This window comes from Chromohalobacter sp. (assembly GCF_039830575.1).
Taxonomy (GTDB): domain Bacteria; phylum Pseudomonadota; class Gammaproteobacteria; order Pseudomonadales; family Halomonadaceae; genus Chromohalobacter; species Chromohalobacter israelensis.
This window is the reverse complement of sequence record NZ_JBDOOX010000002.1, coordinates 29,983-52,096: the sequence shown is the minus strand read 5'-3', so window position 1 is coordinate 52,096 and position 22,114 is coordinate 29,983. Positions and strand designations below refer to the sequence as shown.

Annotated in this window: 19 protein-coding genes and 1 tRNA gene; 9 read left to right on the top strand and 11 right to left on the bottom strand. The window is 64.7% G+C overall.

Annotated elements, in window-relative coordinates; all coding sequences use genetic code 11:
* Positions 1-77: 77 nt before the first annotated feature.
* The 8 genes from ABGX75_RS00545 to xdhA form a co-directional block, all read right to left on the bottom strand.
* Complete coding sequence (locus ABGX75_RS00545; protein WP_035412821.1) at positions 78-1,478, bottom strand: ATP-binding protein; 1,401 nt, start codon at positions 1,476-1,478, stop codon at positions 78-80.
* Positions 1,475-2,137 (bottom strand): response regulator transcription factor, encoded by a 663-nt coding sequence (locus tag ABGX75_RS00540; RefSeq protein ID WP_035412824.1) that lies wholly within the window; start codon positions 2,135-2,137, stop codon positions 1,475-1,477. The genes ABGX75_RS00545 and ABGX75_RS00540 overlap by 4 nt, the downstream gene beginning before the upstream one ends.
* A gap of 760 nt (positions 2,138-2,897) precedes the next feature.
* Positions 2,898-4,130: an FAD-dependent urate hydroxylase HpxO gene (hpxO, locus tag ABGX75_RS00535; protein ID WP_035412830.1), complete on the bottom strand. Its 1,233-nt coding sequence runs from the start codon at positions 4,128-4,130 to the stop codon at positions 2,898-2,900.
* 85 nt (positions 4,131-4,215) lie between these two features.
* Complete coding sequence (locus ABGX75_RS00530) at positions 4,216-5,595, bottom strand: nucleobase:cation symporter-2 family protein (RefSeq protein ID WP_347411207.1); 1,380 nt, start codon at positions 5,593-5,595, stop codon at positions 4,216-4,218.
* A 135-nt stretch (positions 5,596-5,730) separates the two neighbouring features.
* Positions 5,731-7,092: a guanine deaminase gene (gene guaD, locus ABGX75_RS00525; RefSeq protein ID WP_347411208.1), complete on the bottom strand. Its 1,362-nt coding sequence runs from the start codon at positions 7,090-7,092 to the stop codon at positions 5,731-5,733.
* 55 nt (positions 7,093-7,147) lie between these two features.
* The gene (gene xdhC, locus ABGX75_RS00520) at positions 7,148-8,014 is read right to left on the bottom strand and encodes a xanthine dehydrogenase accessory protein XdhC (protein ID WP_128690686.1); all 867 of its coding nucleotides are present in this window, start codon (positions 8,012-8,014) and stop codon (positions 7,148-7,150) included.
* Positions 8,007-10,400: a xanthine dehydrogenase molybdopterin binding subunit gene (gene xdhB, locus ABGX75_RS00515; protein WP_347411209.1), complete on the bottom strand. Its 2,394-nt coding sequence runs from the start codon at positions 10,398-10,400 to the stop codon at positions 8,007-8,009. Before xdhB ends, xdhC begins: the two co-directional genes overlap by 8 nt.
* Complete coding sequence (gene xdhA / locus ABGX75_RS00510; RefSeq protein WP_347411210.1) at positions 10,384-11,838, bottom strand: xanthine dehydrogenase small subunit; 1,455 nt, start codon at positions 11,836-11,838, stop codon at positions 10,384-10,386. The genes xdhB and xdhA overlap by 17 nt, the downstream gene beginning before the upstream one ends.
* A gap of 256 nt (positions 11,839-12,094) precedes the next feature.
* Between xdhA and ABGX75_RS00505 the strand changes: the two genes are divergently transcribed.
* The 3 genes from ABGX75_RS00505 to ABGX75_RS00495 all read left to right on the top strand — a co-directional run bounded on the left by ABGX75_RS00505 (position 12,095) and on the right by ABGX75_RS00495 (position 13,453).
* Positions 12,095-12,736, top strand: coding sequence for a TetR/AcrR family transcriptional regulator (locus ABGX75_RS00505; protein WP_347411211.1), 642 nt, complete (start codon positions 12,095-12,097; stop codon positions 12,734-12,736).
* Positions 12,737-12,795: 59 nt separating this feature from the next.
* Entirely contained in the window at positions 12,796-13,227 is a 432-nt protein-coding gene (locus tag ABGX75_RS00500) for a hypothetical protein (RefSeq protein ID WP_011507089.1), read from the top strand.
* Between the two features lie 82 nt (positions 13,228-13,309).
* Positions 13,310-13,453 (top strand): hypothetical protein, encoded by a 144-nt coding sequence (locus ABGX75_RS00495; RefSeq protein WP_156961526.1) that lies wholly within the window; start codon positions 13,310-13,312, stop codon positions 13,451-13,453.
* Between the two features lie 134 nt (positions 13,454-13,587).
* Here the strand turns inward: ABGX75_RS00495 and ABGX75_RS00490 are convergent, their stop codons facing one another.
* Positions 13,588-13,791 (bottom strand): hypothetical protein, encoded by a 204-nt coding sequence (locus ABGX75_RS00490; RefSeq protein WP_110062447.1) that lies wholly within the window; start codon positions 13,789-13,791, stop codon positions 13,588-13,590.
* A 177-nt stretch (positions 13,792-13,968) separates the two neighbouring features.
* Positions 13,969-14,045: transfer RNA gene (locus ABGX75_RS00485), tRNA-Pro, on the bottom strand.
* Between the two features lie 215 nt (positions 14,046-14,260).
* On the opposite strand from ABGX75_RS00485, the gene ABGX75_RS00480 reads away from it, so the two are divergent.
* Positions 14,261-14,644 carry a CidA/LrgA family protein gene (locus tag ABGX75_RS00480; protein ID WP_347411212.1) on the top strand — a complete coding sequence of 128 codons (384 nt, stop codon included), beginning with the start codon at positions 14,261-14,263 and terminating at the stop codon, positions 14,642-14,644.
* Positions 14,641-15,369, top strand: a complete 729-nt coding sequence (locus tag ABGX75_RS00475) for an LrgB family protein (RefSeq protein WP_035412849.1) — start codon at positions 14,641-14,643, stop codon at positions 15,367-15,369. The genes ABGX75_RS00480 and ABGX75_RS00475 overlap by 4 nt, the downstream gene beginning before the upstream one ends.
* Positions 15,370-15,497: 128 nt before the next feature.
* Here ABGX75_RS00475 and ABGX75_RS00470 read toward each other — a convergent pair whose 3' ends face one another.
* Positions 15,498-16,943 (bottom strand): DASS family sodium-coupled anion symporter, encoded by a 1,446-nt coding sequence (locus ABGX75_RS00470; protein ID WP_347411213.1) that lies wholly within the window; start codon positions 16,941-16,943, stop codon positions 15,498-15,500.
* 229 nt (positions 16,944-17,172) lie between these two features.
* Here ABGX75_RS00470 and ABGX75_RS00465 point away from each other — a divergent pair, with 229 nt between their 5' ends.
* The 4 genes from ABGX75_RS00465 to thrS all read left to right on the top strand — a co-directional run bounded on the left by ABGX75_RS00465 (position 17,173) and on the right by thrS (position 22,096).
* A complete protein-coding gene (locus ABGX75_RS00465) occupies positions 17,173-17,634 on the top strand; it encodes a DUF2489 domain-containing protein (RefSeq protein WP_035412854.1) in 462 nt (153 codons plus the stop codon).
* 22 nt (positions 17,635-17,656) lie between these two features.
* Positions 17,657-18,808 carry an amidohydrolase gene (locus ABGX75_RS00460; protein WP_179153462.1) on the top strand — a complete coding sequence of 384 codons (1,152 nt, stop codon included), beginning with the start codon at positions 17,657-17,659 and terminating at the stop codon, positions 18,806-18,808.
* A gap of 263 nt (positions 18,809-19,071) precedes the next feature.
* A complete protein-coding gene (locus tag ABGX75_RS00455; protein ID WP_347411214.1) occupies positions 19,072-19,956 on the top strand; it encodes an OmpA family protein in 885 nt (294 codons plus the stop codon).
* 241 nt (positions 19,957-20,197) lie between these two features.
* Positions 20,198-22,096, top strand: coding sequence for a threonine--tRNA ligase (gene thrS / locus ABGX75_RS00450; protein ID WP_035412869.1), 1,899 nt, complete (start codon positions 20,198-20,200; stop codon positions 22,094-22,096).
* Positions 22,097-22,114: the final 18 nt, after the last annotated feature.

Genomic DNA, 22,114 nt, shown 5'->3' with positions numbered 1-22,114 from the left:
TCTTGGTAAGACCTTGTGGTGTTCAAATCAATGGAAGATGTAGTACATAAGCCTAGCCTTGACGAGCCTTTTGCAGTTCATGGTGTGCTCCAGACGATGGTGGCTTCCAGGCCGTGTTCGGGACGGTTGCGCAAGTGAAGCGTTGCATGCTGACGTTGCGCCAGTTCCAGGACGATGGACAGGCCGAGCCCGCTGCCGGTGGTGCGCTGATCGGCGGCGCGCCGAAAGCGTTCCGTGACCTCTTCGAGCAGGTCTTCGGGGATGCCGGGACCGCTGTCACGGACGCGGATTTGCGCCTTTCCTTGCGTGGTCTCGCCGAGCTCGACCTCCACATGGCCGCCTTCCGGCGTGTAGCGCAGGGCGTTGTCGAGCAGGTTGCGAAACAGTATGCCGACTTCGGTTTCATCGGCCTGGATGCGTAGCTGGTGGAGTCCTTCGAGGGTCAGCCGTTGCCCGCGGTCGTGCGCGAGCGGCCACAAGTCGGCCATGAGATCGATGACGATAGGGTAAAGGTCGATCGAGGTCGCTTGTGTATCCGGCGTGCGATCCAGGCGCGCCAGGACCAGCAACTGTTCGACGACCCGCTGCAGGCGTTCGATGCCGGTATAGGCCTTTTGCAGCGACGCGGTTTCGCCGGCCTTGGCGTTATCCAGGTGGATGCGCAGCGCGGCCAGCGGGGTGCGCAGTTCGTGCGCGGCGTCGGCGGTGAAACGGCGCTCGCGCTCCAGGGTGTCGCCCAGCCGGTCGATGAAATCGTTCAGCGACCGGTGCAGTCCCGCCAGCTCGCGGGGCACGTCGAGCTCGATGTGTCGAAGATCGCGGGCATGTCGCCCTTGCACCTGATTCGACAGGCGCCGAATGGGTTGCAGTCCACGCCGGATGATGCGGTTCATCAGCCACAGCATGACGGGCAGCAGCACCAGCATGGGAATCAGATTGTTCCAGGTGATGCGTGCCACGATCTCGTGCTGGAAGTCGCTGCGCTGGCCCATGCTGAGCCACAGGTCATGCCGGTCGTCGTACATGCTGAAGACACGCCAGCGCTGGCCGGCATAGTCGACCCAGCGAAAGCCTTCTTCCTCGGGGGCGGGAAAGGGCGTGCCCTGGGTCCACTTGCCCTGCAGCAGACGTGGCGTTTTGTCGGCGTTCCAGATCCCCATCACCAGCTTGCGCTCTTCCTCGTGATAGAGCCGGGGCGATGCGCCATCCTCCCCGACAGCAGGCGCGCGCCCGTCGCGGTAGGTCTCGGCGGGGTAATCGGGGATGCTCAGGGCCTGCGACAGGCGGGTCAGGTCGGCATCCTGCACATCATCGGGAAGCTGGCCGGCGACGATCCGGCTATGCAGGCTGAGCTGGGTGTCGAGGACTTCCTCGAGCTCGTGATCGGTAATCAGGTACGCGGCGAGCACTGCCACGCCACCGGCCACGATGAGCACCAGCGCCAGCGTACGCAGCAGGTAATAGCGAATGGAGGTCATGCCGCGTGGGGATCCAGGCGATAACCGATGCCGCGCACGGTCATGATCAGGGACTTGTCGAGCTTCTTGCGCAGATGGTGGACATGGACCTCCACGGCGTTGGAGGCGACTTCCTCCCCCCAGCCATAAAGCAGGCTTTCCAGACGCGGGCGAGACAGCACCTTGTCGGGATGGCGCGCCAGCTCGAGCAACAGAGCGTATTCGCGGCGTCCCAGGGCAACGTCGCGTCCATGCCAGCTGACGCTGTGGCTGGCTTCGTCGATGCTCAGGGCACCGAGGGTCAGGCTGCGAGACGCGCGTCCCTCGGCGCGCCGCGTGATGACGCGCAGGCGTGCCAGCAATTCCTGTAGATTGAAGGGCTTGAGTACGTAATCGTCAGCGCCGGCATCGAGTCCACGAATGCGTTCTTCGACGGCATCGCGTGCGGTGAGGATGAGTATTGGCAGTCCGGAAGCTTGGCGTAGATGCTGGAGCACTGCCATGCCATCCATGTCGGGCAGCCCCAGGTCGAGGATCATGGCACTGAATGCCTCGTTTTGGGCAGCTTCGATAGCATGATGGCCTTCGGTGAACCAATCCACTGTATAGGCTTCGCGCACGAGTGCCGTCTTGATGCCATCGCCCAGAAGTGGATCGTCTTCGACCAAGAGTATACGCATGGGGCCTCCTCGGTATTGGCGCCAGCGTAGCATGATGCGTAAAGCTTAATTCTTTCTTAAGGCGGGGTGAAACCATCGGCCGCTGCACGCCGACGCTGATAGGAATGAATGTGGTCTCGCCACCGGGCCGCAAGAGAAGGGCGATGGTATCGCTCGATGGCCTGTATCACGCGCCGTGCGGCGTGGTTTAGCGCCGTCAAGTGATGGACATGGGGAATGTCCTCGGGCGCTAGGTGCGAATAGCGGGCGCGCCTCGGGGCGGGGTCGACGCTAAGTACGAGCCTGTCTGGCCGCGACGATTCCCGCGCCCGTGAGACACATTGGCGCCGTGACCGACTTTCGTTTGCCGTGACGAGGGCAATATCGACATGCGTTACACCTTCGACGCTGATGGCGTCATTCGTGTCGGCCGATCGCACTTGAATCAGCATCTCGATACCGGCGCTCGCCACGGTCTCACGGCAGCATGCTTGTTGTGTCTGACATGTGGCCGTCATGGGCTGGACGCGCATCGGCATGCCGCGCACCTGTCGCTCGAGTGCGGCCTGGTTCTCGCCCAACGTCCATAACAAGGCACCCCGCGGTAGCAACCAATCGATGAGGGTTTCCGCGAAAGGTGTATCAGCGCCCGTGATGAGAATACGACGTTCCGACCAATCCATGAGATACCTGCCGATGGCGGAGATGAAAGAATCGCAACACTCGCACGGTAACGCTTAAGAGATGCTTACGTCGCTCGCGGAGACGCCAGTCCCAATGTTTAGCCAAGTGGCCCGCCGACGACGGTCTTCTGGAGCCCGGCGAGGATAGCGCTGCCGTCTTCGTCGGCGAGCTCGTCATACCAGGCGCGTGTCTGATCAGGCGCCTGGCCGTGGATCATCGCTGCGCGTTTGCGGGCACGTGAGACGATCTCGCCGACGCGCTCGACACGTGCTGCATCGTAGTGTGTCAGCGCCGTGGCAATTGCCGTCGAGGTGTCAGCGTGTTCATTGAGGGCGTGCTGCACGGCGTCGGTCAGCACCCAGGCGTCTTCCATGGCTTGGCAGCCGCCCTGGCCAAGGTCCGGGGCCATGCCGTGCGCGGCGTCGCCGAGCAGCGCCACGCGGGGCGCGGTGAGCGTATCGAGCGGTGGAATATCGTGAATTTCGACGCGCGCCATGTGCTCGGGATCGAAGCGTTCGATCAGCGCTTGTACCGGTTCGGCCCAGCCGGCGAAATGCTCGCGGAGTTCCGCGCGATAGCGCGAGGCGTCATTGGGGGTCCCGACGGGCAGCGGTACGTCGAAGAAGCAGTAGTATTCCTGGGTGCCCGCCGCGTTGCCGCCGGTACCCATCGGCATCAAGGACACCCGCTTGGCGTCGCCCACGTATTGATCCCAGCTCGCCGCCGGCGCCAGTGCCTCGTCGGCGCTGACGCGCACGTTCCAGTTGACGTAGCCCACGTATTGACGTTCCACGGGGTGGCCGACCAGCTTGCTGCGCAGCCGAGAGTGCGTGCCGTCGGCAATCACCAGCAGGTCGGCGCGTTGCCGGCCGCCGTCCTCGAAGTGGGCGGTGACGCCTTCATCGTCCTGGGCATAGTCGAGGCAGCGCCGGCCGAGCTGGATGTGCTCGGCCCCCACGGCGTCGAACAGGGTCTGCTGGAGTGCCGCGCGAGCGATCGGGCAGGCGCGTTGGCCGACCTCGTCGAAGAGCGGCGCGAGGCTGAAATCGGTCAGGGGCTCGCCGGTGTGGGTGAGATAGCGCATGCGTGTCATGTTGCCGCTGAGCTGCTCGATGGTCTCGCCCAGCCCCAGGCGATGCATGACCTTGACGCCGTTGGGCCACAGCGAAATGGCCGCGCCGACCGGGCGTATCGCCTCGACGCGTTCGATCACGGTGACCCGATGTCCCTGGCGCTGAAAGGCGAGCGCGGCACTCAGCCCGCCCATGCCCGCGCCAATGACGAGCACATCCAGGGCGGTGGGGGAAGTGGGAGACGTGGGGCGAGACATGGCGGACTCCTTGTGCTTGTTGTATTGATGGGGCGTTGCATGGGGCACTTTCGTAGTGATGGATCATGGCGTCGATGACGCGCCGTCACGAGGACCGGCGCGGAGTGACACCTGCCTGCGGTTGATGCGCTTCTTCGGATGTCGGGGCACCGCCGGGCAGCAGCAGCGTACACAGGATGGCGCTCAGCCCGCCCGTGGTGATCGGCGAGGCGAAGATCTGCCGAGCCGTGTCCGGCAGCCCCGACAGCGCCTCGGGCACCAACTGCACGCCGAGCCCCATGCCCATCGAAACGGCGATGGTCATGATCGTCTTGCGGGTCATCGCCTGGTCGCTGAGGATGCGGATGCCTGACACCGCGATCAGGCCGAACATCAAGGTCGTGGCAGCGCCGAGCACGGGACGCGGGATGTACTGCAGCACGCTGCCCAGCGCCGGCACGAGTCCCAGCAGCAACAGGATCGCCGCCACGTAGCGGCCGACATGGCGGCTGGCCACGCCGGTGAGCTGTACCACGCCGGTGTTCTGGCTGAAGGTGGTATTGGGAAAGGTGTTGAAAAGGGCGGCGAGCAGCGAGTTGACGCCGTCGGCGAGCACGCCGCCGCGCAGCCGACGTTGGTGAACGGGACCGCTGATGGGCTCGCCCGAGGCGCGTGCGGTGCCGGTCAGGTCGCCGACGGTTTCGATGGCGGTCACCAGAAAGATGAAGGCCACGGGCACGAAGGCTGCCCAGTCGAAGCCGATGCCGAAGCGCAGCGGTTGCGGCAGCGCGAACCAGCGCAGCGACTCGAGTTCGGCGTTGAAGTGCCCCGTGAACACGGCGGCCACGCAACCGATGACCAGGCCGTAGAAGACCGAGCCGATGCGCAGCCAGGGATGGCGGGACATCTGGCAGGCCAGTACCACCACGATGACCAGGGCCGCCAGGCCCAGATTGGCGAGGCTGCCGAAATCCTCGGCGCCCACGCCTCCCGCCATGTCGGTGACGCCGACCTTGACCAGCGATAGTCCGATCAGCGTCACCACCACGCCGGTGACGGTGGGCGTGATGATGCGCTTGAGACGATGCAGCATGCCGCCGAGGGCGATCTCGATGAAGCTGCCCAGCGCGCAGACGCCGATCAACGTGGCGATCACGGCCTCGTCGCTGGCGCCGTCGGTGCGCGCTGCCTGGCCGGCGGCGATGAGTGCCGCGACGAATGAAAAGCTGGTGCCTTGAATGCTCAACAGGCCCGAGCCCAGCGGGCCGAGACGCTGTGACTGGATCCAGGTGGCCACGCCGGAGACGAACAGCGCCATGCTGAGCAGGTAGGGCAGGTACTGCTCCAGTCCCAGCGCGCCGCCCACGATCAGGCTGGGGGCGATGATTCCCACGAAGCTGGCCAGGACATGCTGGAAGGCGGCCAGCAGCGAGGCCAGCGGGCCGGGGCGATCCTCGAGGCGGTAAACCGGGCTATCGGCTGACATGGCTTGGCTCCTTGAGCCCGCGTCTCTGCGTCGGGCGTTATGTATACAAAATCATGCAGCAATGACTAAGCAAGCGGAATGCCAAGTTGACGTGGCGGTCAGGCCCCATGACAGCGCGACCGTGGCGCGACGCGGTCATGTGGGGGAATGTGCCATGCGCCTCGAGGGGGCGGCGTGCGTATCGCTTGCATCACGCTGGTGCACCGGCCGGCCGTTGGCCCAGGTGGCGTGGACGCTGCGGTCGTCACCCAGCATCATCAACGCGAAAAGGCGCTCGCCGAGCGTTTCGGCGACCTGGGTTCGCCGTGCCATGAGAGGGGTGGCAGCGAGGTCCAGCACGACCAGGTCGGCTTCGTGGCCGGCCTCGAGGCGGCCGATGCAATGTTCCAGATGCAGGGCACGGGCGTTGCCCAGCGTGAGCCGATAGAACCCTTGCCATGCCGTCAGCGGCTGGCCGAGCAAGGCGCTCACCTGATAGGCGCCTTGCAGGGTCGTCAAGCCGCACAGGCCGGTGCCGGCGCCCACGTCGCTGGCCAGGGAGGTGACCACGCCCGCTTCGCGTGTGGCGATGCGGTCGAAGAGCCCGCTGCCCAAAAACAGGTTGGAGGTCGGTGAAAAGGCGATGTTGGCGCCGGTCTCGGCGAGTCGTGCGCGTTCGTCGTCGGAAAGATGGATGCCGTGGGCATAGGTGCTGCGCGGACCGACCAGGCCATGGCGTTCGTAGACGGCGAGATAGTCGCGGCATTCGGGAAACAGCTCGGCGACCCAGGCCAGTTCGCCACGGTGTTCCGAGAGGTGGCTTTGCAGATACAGGCTGGCATCGTTGCGCAGCACGCCGCCCACGGCATCCAGTTGCTCGCGGCTGGATGTCGGCGCGAAGCGGGGTGTCAGCGAATACGCCAGACGGTCCTTGCCGTGCCAGTCGGCGATCAGCCGTTCGCTGTCGCGGATGCCGCCGACGGCGGTGTCGATCAGGGCCTCGGGGGCATGGCGATCCATCAGTACCTTGCCGGCCAGCATGCGCAGTCGGCGGGCTCGGGCGGCGGAGAAGATGCTGTCCACCGAGCCGGGATGCGAGGTGCAGAACACCTGGGCGGTGGTGGTGCCGCCGCGCAGGAGTTCATCAAGGAATCGCTCGGCGACCTCCTCGGCATGCGCCCGTTCGGCGAAGCGACATTCGGCGGGAAAGGTGTAGTCGTTGAGCCAGTCGAGCAGTTCGCGTCCGAACGAGGCGATGATGTCGAGCTGCGAATAATGCACATGGCTGTCGATGAAGCCGGGCATGATCAATTTGCCACGGTAGTCGACGATCTCGAGCCCTGCCGGCACGTGCGGTGCCAGCGTGGTGTAGTCATCGACGGCGCGGATATGGCCGTTCTCCAGCCAGACGGCGCCGTCCTCCCAGTAGCGCAGACTGTCCGGGCGTGGCACGGGGGACTCGCCGGGATCGTCGTCGAAGGTCAGCACGGCACCGCGCAGGAGTCGGGAGTCGGTCATGGGGCATGCTCTCTTGGCGTGGCTGGCCGAGACGCTCAAGGCGTCCGGCCGAGGATCAATAGGTGGCACGTCGGCCGGTCACGTCACGCCACTGCGAGGGCGTGACGCCCCGGTGCGTGGCGTGCGGCTCCGCGTTCGCGAAGGTCAGCAGTTCGGCGGCGACGGCGAGGGCGATTTCGTAGGGACGCTTGCCGTCGGCGCCGGGGATGCCGATGGGACAACGCACCCGTGCCAGCGCGGAATCGTCGATCCCGGCCTCGCTCAGCCGGCGTCGAAAGCTCGCCCATTTGCTTCGCGAGCCGATCAGGCCCAGGGAGGCGATGTCCGGCCTGTCCAGCAGGGCCTCGACGAGCCGGCGATCCTGATCGTGATCGTGGGTCATGACCAGGGCGTGGCTGCCGGCGGGAAGCGCGTCGATGCCCTCGGCCGGAGCCTCGGCGTCCAGCGGCCGGCAATCGACCCGTGGTGAGGGCTCGACGGCGTCGAAAGCGTCGGGACGGCTGTCGAACCAGTGTACGTGCCACGGCAAGGGCGCCAGCAAGGGGACCAGTGCCCGTGCCACATGCCCGGCACCGAACAGGGCCACGTGCATGCTGGCGCCTGCGAAGCACTCGAACAAGACGCTCACGTGGCCGCCGCAGCATTGTCCGCTGCGCCCGCCCAGCGGAAAGGCTTCCAGGCACGGCGTGGCAACGCACTCGCCACGTGCCGCCGCCGCCAGCATCTCGCGGGCACGGGCGATGGCCTGGTATTCGAAACGGCCGCCGCCGAGCGTGTCGTGGCAGGCCTCGGCGGTCACCACCATCTTGGCGCCGGGCTCGCGGGGCGTGGAGCCCTCGGCCCCCACCACGCTGACCAGGACATGTGCCTGTGCCTGGCGTTGCAGGCGATGCAGGGCGGCGTCCCAGGTGTCGTCACGCATGCGAGGTCTCCGTCGCGGTCGCCTGACGCAGTGCCTGTGCCGCGAAGAGCACGCGTTCCGGCGTGGCCGGCGTATCCAGCGCCGGGCTCAGTCGATAGTCGGCGAGGCTGGCCAGTGCGTCGCGCAGTGCCGACCAGACCGAGATCGCCAGCATGAAGGGCGGCTCGCCCACGGCCTTGGAGCGATACAGACTGGCCTGGGAATTGGGGTGCCCCTCGAGCAGTGCCACGCGGAAATCGGGTGGCGTGTCGCCGATGGTGGGGATCTTGTAGGTCGCCGGGCCATCGCTCGTCAAGCGGCCAGTATCGTCCCACTTGAGTTCCTCGCTGGTCAGCCAGCCCATGCCCTGAATGAAACCGCCCTCGATCTGGCCGAGATCGATCGCCGGGTTCAGGGAATCACCCACGTCGTGGAGGATATCGACGCGCGAGACCCGATGCTCGCCGCTCAGCGTATCGACGACGACCTCGGAGACGGCCGCGCCATATGCATAGTAGTAGAAGGGACGGCCCTGGCCCGAGGCGCGGTCGTAATGGATCAGCGGAGTGGCATAGAAGCCCGTCGCCGAGAGCGAGACGCGGCCCAGGTAGGCGGCCTGGACGAGATCGCCCCAGGCGATGCGCCGCTCGCCTTCGCCGTGACCCGTCACCAGCTCGCCGTTCTCCAGGCACATGGCCTCGCGGTCGAGCCGATAATGCTCGGCGGCGAAATCGAACAGCCGCTCGCGAATCTGCATCGCGGCATTGCGCGCGGCCATGCCGTTGAGGTCGGCGCCGCTCGAGGCGGCGGTCGGCGAGGTGTTGGGCACCTTGTCGGTACGCGTGGCGGAAATGCGCACGGCGGCGTTTTCCAGCCCCAGTTCGCGGGCCACGACTTGCCCGACCTTGGTGTGCAGGCCCTGTCCCATTTCGGTGCCGCCGTGATTGATCATCACGCTGCCATCGGTATAGACGTGCAACAACGCCCCGGCCTGATTGAGGTGCTTGGCGGTGAACGAAATGCCGAATTTCACCGGGGTGAGCGCCAGGCCCTTCTTGAGGACCGGGCTGCTGGCGTTGTATGCGCGAATCGCCGAACGTCGTGCCCAGTAGTCGCTGCTCGCCTCCAGTTGCGACACCAGTTCGTGGAGCAGTCCGAGCTGCTCGACGCGTTGGCCGTAATGGGTGACGTCGTGTTCGGGACGGTACAGGTTGCGCTTGCGGATCGTGAGCGGGTCCTCGCCGAGATGGCGGGCGATATCGTCCATGGCGCGTTCGACGATCATCATGCCCTGCGGGCCGCCGAAGCCGCGGAACGCCGTGTTGGAGGGCATGTGGGTGCGCGCAGGAATGCCGGTGACCCGGGCCTGGCCCAGCGAGTAGGCGTTGTCGGCATGGAACATGGCGCGGTCGACGATGGCCTCGGACAAATCCGGCGAGTGGCCGCAGTCGCCGATGACGGTGATGTCGCCGCCTTGCAGCACGCCCGCGTCGTCGAAACCCAGCCGGTAGCGGTTGTGGAACGGATGGCGCTTGCCGGTGGCGCGCATGTCGTCGCCGCGCGGCAGTCGCAGCCGCACCGCGCGCCCGGTGCGGCGTGCCAGCAGCGCCGCCAGGCAGGCCCATGGCGCCGCCTGGGTCTCCTTGCCACCGAACCCGCCGCCCATGCGCCGGACTTCGACGGTGACGGCGTGGAACGGGATCGCCAGGACTTCGGCGACGAGCTTCTGCACTTCACTGGGATGCTGGCTGGAAGTGTGCACCGTCACGCCATCGTCCTCGTTGGGCAGGGCCAGACAGGCTTGCCCCTCGAGATAGAAATGCTCTTGCCCGCCGACGAACTGGTGAGCCTCCAGCCGATGGGGGGCGTCGTCCAGGGCGCGTTGCCAATCACCGCGTTGCTGAACGTGCGGCGGGCGGACCCATTCCTCGGCCTCGGCGGCGGCCACGGGGTCGAGTCGCGCGGGCAGCGCGTCGATCTCGATCTCGGCCAGGGCGACGGCACGTCGGGCGGACGTGAAGTCGGTCGCGGCGACCGCGAAGAGCGGCTGTCCTTCATAGCGGACCTCGGCGTCGGCGAGCAGCGGGTCGCCGGGAAACACCGGCCCCACATCGGTATGACCGGGAATGTCGACCACGGTGATGACATCGACGACGCCGGGGGCGCGACGCACGGCGTCGAGCCCGAGCCGGGTCAGGCGGCCATGCGCCACCCGACTCAAGCCGACCGCCACGTGCAGGGCGTTCGCGGGGGCCGGCTGGTCATCGAGGTAACGTGCCCGGCCGGTGACATGCAGGGTCGCACTGTCATGGGGCGGCGCTTGCCGGGGCGACGTCGGCGTGTCGTCCGGCTGCGTGGCGGGCTCCGGCCGGGGAACCGGGCGTGAGAGATCAGTGAGCGTACGCATCGAGGCAGACCTCCCGCGGCGAATGGTGGGTGAGGGTCAGGCGCAGCCGCTCGAGCAGGTTGGCGGCCGCGAGCTGGCGATAGGCGGCCGAGCCCCGCACGTCATCGAGGGGCTGGAAGTCGCGCGCGAGTGCCTGGCGAGCCGCGTCGAAGGCTGCGGCATCGGGCGGTTTGCCTTCAAGGGCGGCTTCGGCGGCCTCGGCCCGCCGAGGGGTGGCCGCCATGCCGCCGAAGGCCAGGCGTACGCCGTGCAGACGTCCCGCATGCTCTTGCCAGGCGAAGGCGCCGAGCACCGCGGAAATATCGTCCTCGCGGCGCTTGGAGAGTTTCCAGACTTCCAGGCGCCGGTCCCCGGCGGGCCGAGGCAGAAAAATCGCGCGGATGAATTCGCCGGGGGCGAGAGCGGTGCGCTTGTAGTCGAGGAAGAATGCCTCCAGCGGCAATTCCCGAGCTCCGTCGGGCCCTTCCAGCGCCAGATGTGCCCCCAACGCCAGGAGAACCGGTGGCGTGTCGCCGATGGGGGAGGCGTTGGCGATATTGCCGCCCAGGGTGCCGCGATTGCGAATCTGGGCGGAGCCCAGTCGTTGCAGCATGCGGGCAAAGGCCGGATAGGCCGTCTCGAGCAGGGGCTCGAGACGCGTGTAGGCAACGCTTGCGCCGATCCACCAGCCGTCGGGCGTTTCGTCGATTGCCTGCAGCTCGGCCACGCGGCTGATGTCGATCACGTCCTCGAAGGCTTCGAGGCGCTGCGTGGTTTCCAGCCACAGGTCGGTGGCCCCGGCCACGAGGCGTGCCCGAGGCCGCTGACGGCGCACGTCGTGGAGCGCTGCCAGGGTGCGTGGCATCGCGTAGCCGTCGCTCTCGAGCTCGGCGTTCAGGGCGGCGACGTTGTCGGCGAGGGCGGCGTCGTCGGCCCAGGGGGGGCGTACATCGGGATATCGATCCAGCCGGCGGGCCGCGTCGCGAATGGGACGATACCCGGTACAACGGCACAGGTTGCCGCCCAGCGTGGCTTCCAGCCGTGCGTCGTCGAGCGGGGCCAGGGCATCTCGTCGTCCTTCGCGTCGCCCTTCATGCAGGGTGAACAGTGACATGACGATGCCGGGCGTGCAGAAGCCGCACTGGCTGGCGTGGCAGTCGACCATGGCGGCCTGCACGGGATGCAGGGCGTCACCTCGCGCCAGGCCTTCGACGGTCACCAGGTGGCAGCCCTGGAGCTGATGGGCCGGCGTGATGCAGGCATTGGTGCTGTGATAACGAAGTCCGCCCGCCTGGTCGGGCTTGCCGATGGCGACCGTGCAAGCGCCGCAGTCCCCGGAAGCGCAGCCTTCCTTGGTTCCCGTGCGCTGCAGGACCGTGCGCAGCAGCTCGAGAACGCTGGTCTCCGGTGCCAGCGATGCGCAGCGTTGTGCTTCGCCATTGAGATAGAACTCGATCATCGGGATGTCCGTCGGTTTGTCATTGTTGGGCCGGGGTGCGCCGTCGCGCTACATGGTATGACCATCTGGTCAACTTTTATAAGCGTTGATCAAAATGTCGCCGATGACAACCCCTGCGAGCGCGGGATGAGAGTGGATCTTCGTGTCTTCTCGTCGAGCAATCGACACGGCGTGCGGCAGGCGACGGGCACGGGTGCGTTGCACCGGCTGCGCTCGCTGGGGCAGACTTTCTTACCCGGCAACGAAGAGAGCGGCCATGACGACGATGAAAGTGCCCGGATCGGGAACGCGGGCGCGCAATGAAAGCGTGATTCTCGAGGCGGCGGAGCGGATTTTCGCGCGCCATGGCTATCGTGGGGCGAGCGTGCAGGCCATTGCCGAGGCGGCCGGTTTGCCCAAGTCCAATGTGCTGTATTATGTCGGCAGCAAGCGCGAGCTCTATGTCATGCTGCTCGAGCGCATGATGGCGCGCTGGAATGCCATGCTCGACGATATCGACGAAGACGACGATCCCGGCGAGGTACTGGAGAGCTTCATTCGCAGCAAGATGCGTCTCACGCAGCAGCACCCCCAGGGGTCTCGCCTGTTCGCGGCGGAAGTGCTTCAGGGCGCGCCTTTCCTGCAGTCCTACCTGCATGGCGAGTTGCGCGAATGGGTGCGTTCCCGGGCGCGCATCTTCGAGCGCTGGGCGGAAAAGGGGCTGATGGATCCCGTCGATCCGGTGTGGCTGATCTTCCTGATCTGGTCGGCGACCCAGCATTACGCGGATTTCGAGGCGCAGATACTGGGCATCACCGATCAGGCACAGCTCGACGACGGCGACTATCGTGCGATTACCGACTTCCTGTGCCAGGTCATCCTCAAGGGGTGCGGCGTTCGCGCGCCGTCCGCCACCTAGCGTAGAGTGGCGCATCGACATGAGCCGCTAACCGATACCATGACGTGTAAGGAGAGAACATGAAGCTCTGGGGCATCTTGCTGCTGGTGAGCGGTGGCCTGATCGAGGATTCGTCAGCGTTGCCGGCATTGCCCCTCGACAAGCAGGGAGCGATCACGGCCCAGATTGCCCGTGATCACCTGGAATGGGCGTCGGCCACCGACGAGGAAATCTATCTCGCGCAGGCCAATGTCAGGAAGTTGCTCAAGTATCCCGCCACGGCCGTGTTCCGCGATATCCGTGCGGTAGCCCCGCGTGTCGGCGGGCCCGCCAAGCGGGTCGTCTGCGGCCAGGTCAATGCACGCTGCGAGCGCGGCGACTACATCGGCTATCGTCTGTTCGTGACCCGTCAGGGAGCACAGGCCGCGATCATGTCATCCAGCCTGCATCGCAGCGGTTTCGACCCGAATGCCGTGGCGGCCGCACTGATCGAATGGCAGCAAATGACATGAGCGCGTTCCATTGGGAGACATCGGACTGTATGCGCCGCGTGTGCGTTCAGCCCTATGTCGCTCAACGCTCGACGAGGATGGCATGAAGGAATTACCGGGAGCCTTGCTCGGCATCATGGTCGGGCTGGTCACATGGCTGGTGGCGGGAAGCGTGCTGGCGGGAGTCGTCACGGGCATTGCCGCGGGAATCGGCTGGGACCTGTGGCGGGATCGCCGGCAGAAGTAGCCTGGCGAGACGGTCGTTCGCGACGCGGATCGCGCAAGGCGTCACCCGCAATGTCCAGTGCGGCAGCAGGCAGTGAAAGTACAGGAAGTGAAAGCAGGGGGAGGCGAGAAGGGTGGCGGTGCCACCCTCGGGGGTCATTCCACGCTGGGATCGTCGTCCGTACTACCTGACTTGAGCTCGCTGTCGGAGGCCTTCATCCGCTGACGTTCGGCTTCCGCGTGTTCCATGCTCTGGTAAAGCCCCAGACTCACGCCGGTATCGCTATCGTAGACTTCATAGCGTACCTCGTCGGTGTCGTGGTGGCCGATTTTCCGTATCTCGATCGCGTCATGCAGCATGATGATCAATCTCGCTGAGGTTGCGTACGTGGCGTTGTGACTCGTCAAGGCGACGAGGGTTCCATTGCCATGGCCACACGATGAGTGCGGTCTGGCATCCACCTCCTCGAGCGTAACACACCCACGAAAAACCGCCGCTCGGCATGACCCGTTAGCGGCGGTTTTTTCTTACAATCTTGGTCGGAGCGACTGGATTCGAACCAGCGACCTCTGCAACCCCATTGCAGCGCGCTACCAAGCTGCGCCACGCTCCGTTTTTCGCGTTCTCCGGCGAGTGACCGTGGGGCCCTGCCCGAGAACGATGCGTATACTACCTTGGCTTTGCGTAAATGAAAACCCTCGATAGCGCTTTTTTTTCAATTGCTTGCCGCGTGGTCGAGCGCATGGGACGAGCGATCCTGCCGATGGCGCTATAGCCGTTAGACGAAAGATGTAAAATGGCGCGGGATCTTGAGGGGAGACGACGACAATGCCACTCATTCTAGGTATGAGCATCCTGCTGGGGTGCCAGTTCATTGGCGAAATCCTGGTGCACGCGCTGCATTTGCCTGTACCCGGTCCGGTGCTGGGCATGGCCGTGCTGCTCGTGGGGTTGATGGTGAACGGGCGAGTGCCCGCGGGCCTGCGCACCAGCGGCGAAGGCTTGTTGCGGTATCTGACGCTGCTGTTCGTGCCCGCCGGGGTCGGGATCATGGTGCACTTCGGTCTCATCGAGGCCGACTTCTGGCCCATCGTGGTGACGCTGGTGGTATCGACAGCCCTGACACTGGTCGTGACCGCGAAAGTGATGGAGCGCTTGACCCGATCGACGCCCAGGGATCCTCGCGACGCGCTGCGGGAGGATCGGTCATGAATCTCCCGGTACTCGATCGGCTCTGGGTGTATCTTTCGGCGAGCCCGCTGCTGTATTTGCTGGTGACCCTGCTGGCTTTCATCGCCGCGACTCGCATCAATCGACGCCTGGGCGGAACGCCGTTCCTGCATCCGGTGATAATCGCCATCGTGATGCTCATCGGCTTCCTCAAGCTCACTCGCACCGATTACGCCACCTATTTCGAGGGCGCGCAGTTCATTCATTTTCTCCTCGGCCCGGCGACCGTGGCATTGGCGATTCCCCTCTATGACTATCGCGAGCGTGTCAGGCGCATGTTGCTGCCGATCCTGCTGGGGTGCGGCGCAGGTATCGTGACGGCGGTCACGTCCACCGTCGGGCTCGCCATGCTGATGGGGGCCAGCCGCGAAACCGTGCTGACGCTGGCGCCTCGCTCGGTGACGTCACCCATTGCCATGGGGATCGCCGAAAAGCTGGGCGGCATTCCTTCCCTGGCGGCGGGGCTGGTGCTGCTGACGGGCTCTGTGGGCTGCGCCCTGGGGCCGGTGATCTTTCGCCTGGTCAAGGTGCGTGACCCGAGCGTCCAGGGGTTTGCCATGGGCCTGGCGGCGCACGGGTTCGGCACGGCGCATTCGTTTTCTTCCATCGGTGCCGTTGCCGGAGCCTTCGCGGGCTTGTCCATGGGATTGACCGGGCTTTTCACGGCGTTCTTGCTGCCGCCCATCGTACACCTGTTCGGGCTCTAGGCTGCCGTCGTCGTGCTTATACCGTTATCTTCAGGTTGATCCTGCGCATGAAAAAGCCCTGCCCGCGTCGACATGAATGTCGACGCGGGCAGGGCCGATGGGTGGAGAACGTGGCCGTCAGTGGCGTGTCAGGCCCAGAGCAGGCGCAGCAAGCCGACGGTGATCAACGTGATCAAGACCGTGCCGATGAGGTTGAGCATCAGGCCGGCGCGAATCATCGACTGTATCTTCATGTGCCCGGTGGCGAAGACGATGGCGTTGGGTGGCGTGGCGACGGGCATCATGAAGGCGCAGCTGGCGGCGACGGCGGCGGGGGCCGTGATCAGGAGCGGGTCAATGTCCAGAGAAATCGCCAGTGCGCCGAGCAGGGGCAGAAAGGCCGCGGCCGTGGCGGTGTTCGAGGTCACCTCGGTCAAGAAGATGATGACCAGCACGATGATGCCGACCAGCATCAACAGCGGCAGTGCACTGAACACCGACAGCTGCTGGGCGATCCACTCGGCAAGCCCGGAGCGCTTGATCATGCCGGCCAGAGCCAGGCCGCCACCGAACAGCAGCAGGACGCCCCAGGGCAGGTCCTTGGCGCTTTCCCAGTCGAGCAGGGCACCGCCTTCCTTGTCACCGCTGGGAACGAGGAAAAGCGCCAGACCGGCGGCCAGGGCGATGGTGGTGTCCGACAGCCAGTCGAGCCCCGCCTGGTTCATCAGCGGACGCAGGATCCAGGCGGCAGCGGCCACCAGGAATATCAGGCCGACACGCCGCTCGGCGCGGCTCATGCCGCCGAGGGCGTCGAGCTCGCGACGAATCACCTGGTCGCCGTCTTCGCTTTGCTCGAGGTCGAAGCCTTTGCGGGTCAGCCACCACCAGGTCACGGCCATCATGGCGATGCTGATGGGCAGCCCGATGGTCATCCATTGCGCGAAGCCGATGTCGATGCCTTCGCCGGCAAGGTAGCCGGCCAGCAAGGCGTTCGGTGGCGTCCCGATCAACGTGGCGACGCCGCCGATGCTGGCGGCGTAGGCGATGGCCAGCAACAGGGCCGTGGAGTAGCGCGCCACGTCGCGGGAGTCGTTACCGCCAAGCAGGCTGACCACGGACATGCCGATGGGCAGCATCATGATGCTGGTGGCGGTGTTCGAGACCCACATGCTGATGAAGCCGGTGGCGATCATGAAACCGGCGATCTGCTGGCGTGGCTTCTGCCCGACGATGCTGAGCACTTTCAGGGCAATGCGACGGTGGAGGTTCCAGCGTTGCATGGCAATGCCGAGAAGAAAGCCCCCGAGGAAGAGGTAGATGATAGGGTCGGCATAGGCCGGGGCCACGGTGTCCAGGTCGCTGATGCCCAGGGCGGGCGCCAGGACCATGGGCAGCAGCGAGGTGGCGGGGATCGGGATGGCTTCCGTGGCCCACCAGGTCGCCATCAGCAGCGAGAAACCGACGCATGCCCAGGCGGTTGTCGACATTTCCGCGGGGGCGGGCAGAAGCAGGCAGAGAATGACCCACAACGGCCCGAGCCACAGCCCGATTTTCGCGGCGCTGGGACGTTGCGAAACAGAGGCTGTATCGCTCATGAACGACTCCTGTATGAGGCTAATGATTGCATTGCTTACGTTGCCGCCAATGCTACTAAGGTATGAGTTGTGATTGGCTTATCCATTGGTCTAAGGATGGCGCGCAGGCGAAGGCTTGCCCGGCGCGGACAGGCTCGATAGTGTCCGCGCTCGTTGGCTTTTTCGGCGTCGCACTGGATGTGCTGTCCATGCATGACGTGCATCACGTATTCAACAATGAGGAGCGACCATGTCCGCAGTGATGGGCTGGAGCCTGGCAGGACTGGCGGTGCTGATCATCGCCGCCATGAGCGGTTATGCATGGCGCCTGTGGCGAGAGGTGAAGCGGCGCGATGAAGCGCGCCATGAAGAGGTCGAGCGGGCCAACCGGAATTGTCTGGAAAGCCTTGAGGCGATCGCCACGGCCATGCTGGGCGATCAGGTCGATCTGGTGGAAGGGGCATTACGCTGCAAGGTACTGCTCGAAATCATCGATCCGTCGCTGCTGGAACGCGACGCCTTCTGGGTGTTCGTGGATATCCATCGCCTGACCGAGCACTTGCACACGCACTCGGCGCGCCAGGCGCTGTCCGCCAAGCAGCGTTTCGCCGAGGACCGGGAACGCATCGCCCTGCAGGAAGCGCGTCAGGGCGAGCTTCACGAGGCTGCGCGTCAGGTATTGGCCTTCAAACGTGAGTGGCCCCACGGCTAGGGGCATGCCGCAGGAGAATGCAATGAACGAGGCATTTTTGTCGCTGACGCCGGCCCAGATTCGTCATCGGCTGCATGCCGCGCCGGAGCTGTCGGGGCAGGAAACCGAAACGGCCCGCCGGGTGGCGGGCTGGCTCGAGCAGGCGGGGGCGACACGCATCGTCACCGGTCTGGGTGGTCATGGCGTGGCCGGGGTGTTCGCGGGCACCTTGCCGGGGCCGCGCGTCATGTTCCGTGCCGAACTCGATGGCTTGCCCATCGACGAGACCGCGGAGATCGCCTGGAAATCGACCTGTGAGCACGTGGCGCACAGTTGTGGCCATGACGGGCACATGGCGGTATTGCTCGGATTGGCGCAGCGCCTGGCGGAGCAGCCGCCGACGCATGGCGAAACGGTGCTGCTGTTTCAGCCTTCGGAGGAAACCGGGCGTGGCGCCCGCGAGGTGGTGGAATCATCGCGTTTCGAGGAAATCGCTCCCGATCATGTATATGCACTGCACAATCTGCCCGGCAAGCCGCTGGGAGAGGTGTCGGTGAGAGAGGGCGCCATGACCTGCGCCTCGCGGGGGCTGATCATCCGGCTCAACGGCTTGTGCGCGCATGCGGCACACCCCGAGCAGGGCCGCAACCCGGCGCTGGCGATGTGCCGGATTCTGCAGGGCCTCAAGCGGCTGCCCCAGCAACTGCCCGACGATCAAGGGCTGGTCATGGTCACGCTGATCCACGCGCGATTGGGCGAGGTCGCCTTCGGTACGTCGCCGGGGCAGGCCGAGGTCATGGCCACGTTGCGCACCGAGGATGACGCCATGATGCGCGCGCTGGCGGAGGCCTCGGTGGCGCTTGCGCGGGCCGAAGCGGAGGAGGACGACCTGGGGATCGAGATCGACTGGTGCGATGTCTTTCAGGCCACGCGCAATCATCCCGCCGCCGTTGCCTCGATTCGCGAAGCCGCCCGGTCGCTGGACATGCCCTTGACGGCGCTGCCCGAGGCCCACCGCTGGTCGGAAGACTTCGGCTGGCTGGCCGCGCAGGGGCAGGGTGCGCTGTTGACCCTGGGCGCCGGCGAGCGGTGCCTGCCGCTGCACAACCCCGGCTACGACTTTCCGGATGCCCTGCTGGACACGGGAATCGCGTTGTTCGAGCGCCTGGTGAGGCTCCATCAGTCGGATGGCTGAAAGTTGTACAAGAGTGGTGCACCGAGTGTGCTAACAGTGTTTTTTTATTTGCATCAATGCGGATAATGCATAATGATGAGGGGGCATTCATCGGTAGAAGCGCCGGTGATGGGTAAAGCACTGGCTGAACGGCAGTCTTTGTGCTTTCTTTTTTGACGAGAGAAAGGCAAAAATGCCTTCCTCACACCGAGAACCGCTTCTATACTCGGACCCCGCTGGGTAACGTCCCGTTACGCTAGCGCTGTGTTAAGAAGGAGTCTTACATGAAAAAATCTACGACTGGCTTGCTGCTCGGTTCCGCGTTGGTTGTCGGCCTTTCCGGCTGTGCCAGCTCCGGTACTCAATCTTCCTACAACGCTGACGACGATCAGGCTTGGTACAAGTCGCCGTTCGTCTGCGGCTTGGCAGGTGGCTTGATCGGCGGCGGTATCGGTTACGCCTCGAGCAGCGACTCGGACGAAGATACCGGTGCCGCTCTCGGCGGTGTCGGCGGCGCGACAGCGGGTGCCTTGCTCTGCGCCGATTATTCCGACAAGGTTGTCGACAGCGACGGCGACGGCGTTCCCGACGATCGCGATCAGTGCCCCAACACGCCGGCTGGCGTGGCGGTAGACGCGCAGGGCTGCCCGCTGGATAGCGACGGCGACGGCGTGCCGGACTACAAGGACGAGTGCCCGGGAACGCCGGCAGGTGTCGAAGTCAACGCCAGTGGCTGCCCGCTGGATAGCGACGGCGACGGCGTGCCGGACTATCAGGACCAGTGCCCGGACACTCCGGCCGGTGCTGAAGTCAACGCGCTTGGCTGCGTCGCCGACCTGGTACTGAAGGACGTGAACTTCGAGTTCGATTCCGCCACCCTGACCAGTGAAGCCGAGAACATCCTCGACGACGTGGCAGCGAAGCTGTCCTCCAACGAAAGCGTTAACGTTCGTCTGGAAGGCTACACCGACTCCGTGGGTAGCGCGTCCTACAACAAGGATCTTTCTCAGCGTCGTGCCGACTCTGTGAAGGATTACCTGGTGTCCAAGGGCGTCAGCGCCGACAGCATTACCACTTACGGTTATGGTGAGCAGAATCCGATCGCCACCAACGAAACCGCTGCGGGTCGTGCTGAAAACCGCCGTGTCGAGCTGGGCGAGCAAGAATAAGCCTAGCCTCGCACCGCGATGTGAAGAGGGCGCCTTCGGGCGCCCTCTTTCGTTTGCATGGGTGCGACTGGACGACGTTTCACGGGCTTGCTAGTGTGCGCAATTCACCGTGTCATACGTTTGGCCTAGAGTGCCGCATCGCTCGTGCGAGCGGCAGCGTCGATGTCGCCGAGCGCGCCAATCATTTTCGTCGTTCATGTGGTCCCTGGTATGGGCCACCACTGAAGATAAGGGATGTTACATGCCCATCGTGACCCTGCCTGATGGCAGTCAGAAGACTTTCGATTCCCCCATCACCGTCATGCAGCTCGCCGAGTCGATCGGCACTGGGCTGGCCAAGGCTTGCGTGGCCGGCAAGATCGACGGCGTGCCCGTCGATACCGCCGACTTGATCGAGCACGATGCCGAAGTGAGCATCCTCACGTCGCGCGATCAGGAAGGGCTGGAGATCATTCGCCACTCGTGTGCCCATCTCGTCGGTCATGCCGTCAAGCAGCTTTATCCCGATGCCAAGATGGCGATCGGGCCGGTCATCGACGATGGCTTCTACTACGATATCGATTTCGGCCAGTCGGTCTCGCCGGAGGATCTCGAGGCCATCGAGAAACGCATGAAAGTGTTGATCGATCATGAGTACGAGGTCATCCGCGAGTACGTCACGAAAGAGCAGGCCCTGGCGACATTCATCGACCGCGATGAGCCCTACAAGCAGGAAATCGTCGAGGGCATCGCGGATGGCGAGACGGTGCGTCTCTACCATCACGAAGAATACATCGACATGTGCCGCGGACCGCACGTGCCCAACACCCGTCATCTCAAGGCGTTCAAGCTGACCAAGCTGGCAGGGGCCTATTGGCGTGGCGATGCCAACAAGCCGATGCTCACTCGCATCTACGGGACGGCCTGGGCGGACAAGAAGGCGCTGAAGACCTATCTCAAGCGCCTGGAGGAAGCGGAAAAGCGCGATCATCGCAAGCTGGCCCGCAAGCTCGACTTCTTTCACATGCAGGAAGAAGCGCCCGGGATGGTGTTCTGGCACCCGCGCGGCTGGACGCTGTGGCAGACCGTCGAGCAGTACATGCGCGGCGTCTACAAGGACAGCGGCTATCAGGAGATTCGCTGCCCGCAGATCATGGATGTGTCGCTATGGCAGAAGTCCGGCCATTGGGACAACTATGCCGAGAACATGTTCTTCACGGAATCGGAAAAGCGCGAATATGCGCTCAAGCCGATGAACTGTCCCGGGCATGTACAAGTCTTCAATTCCGGGCTGCGCAGCTATCGCGAACTGCCGGTGCGCTATGGCGAATTCGGAGGGTGTCACCGCAACGAGCCCTCGGGCGCCTTGCACGGCATCATGCGGGTACGTGCGTTCACTCAGGACGACGGTCACGTGTTCTGCACCGAGGAGCAGATCGAGCCGGAGGTGACGGCATTCCATCGGCAGGCCCTGGCGGTCTATCGTGATTTCGGCTTCGACGACATCGCCGTCAAGATCGCCCTGCGGCCCGAGAAGCGTCTGGGCAGCGACGACAACTGGGATCGCGCCGAAGAGGCCTTGCGCAACGCCCTGAGCCGCTGTGACGTCGAATGGGAAGAGTTGCCCGGTGAAGGCGCCTTCTATGGCCCCAAGATCGAGTATCACATGCGCGACTGCCTGGGCCGCGAGTGGCAGGTGGGTACCATGCAGGTGGATTTCATGATGCCGACCCGGCTCGGCGCGCAGTACGTGGCCGAGGACGGTTCGCGGCAGGCGCCGGTCATGCTGCACCGCGCCATCGTGGGGTCCATGGAACGCTTCATCGGTATCCTCATCGAACACTATGCGGGATCCATGCCCTTGTGGCTTTCACCGCTCCAGGCCGTGGTGCTCAACATCACCGATGCCCAGCGGGAATACGCCGAATCCGTGACCCAGCGTTTGCAGAAATCCGGTCTGCGTGTCAAGACGGACTTGAGGAATGAGAAGATCGGCTTTAAAATCCGGGAACATACGTTGCAAAAGATCCCCTATCTTCTCGTTGTAGGTGACAAAGAAGTCGAGGCGGGTGCGGTTGCCGTCCGTACGCGTAGCGGAGAGGACCTGGGCTCGCTATCGGTGGACGCCTTGATTGCGCGTCTGCAGGAAGAAGGGGTATAAAGAACGTCAATCGATAGA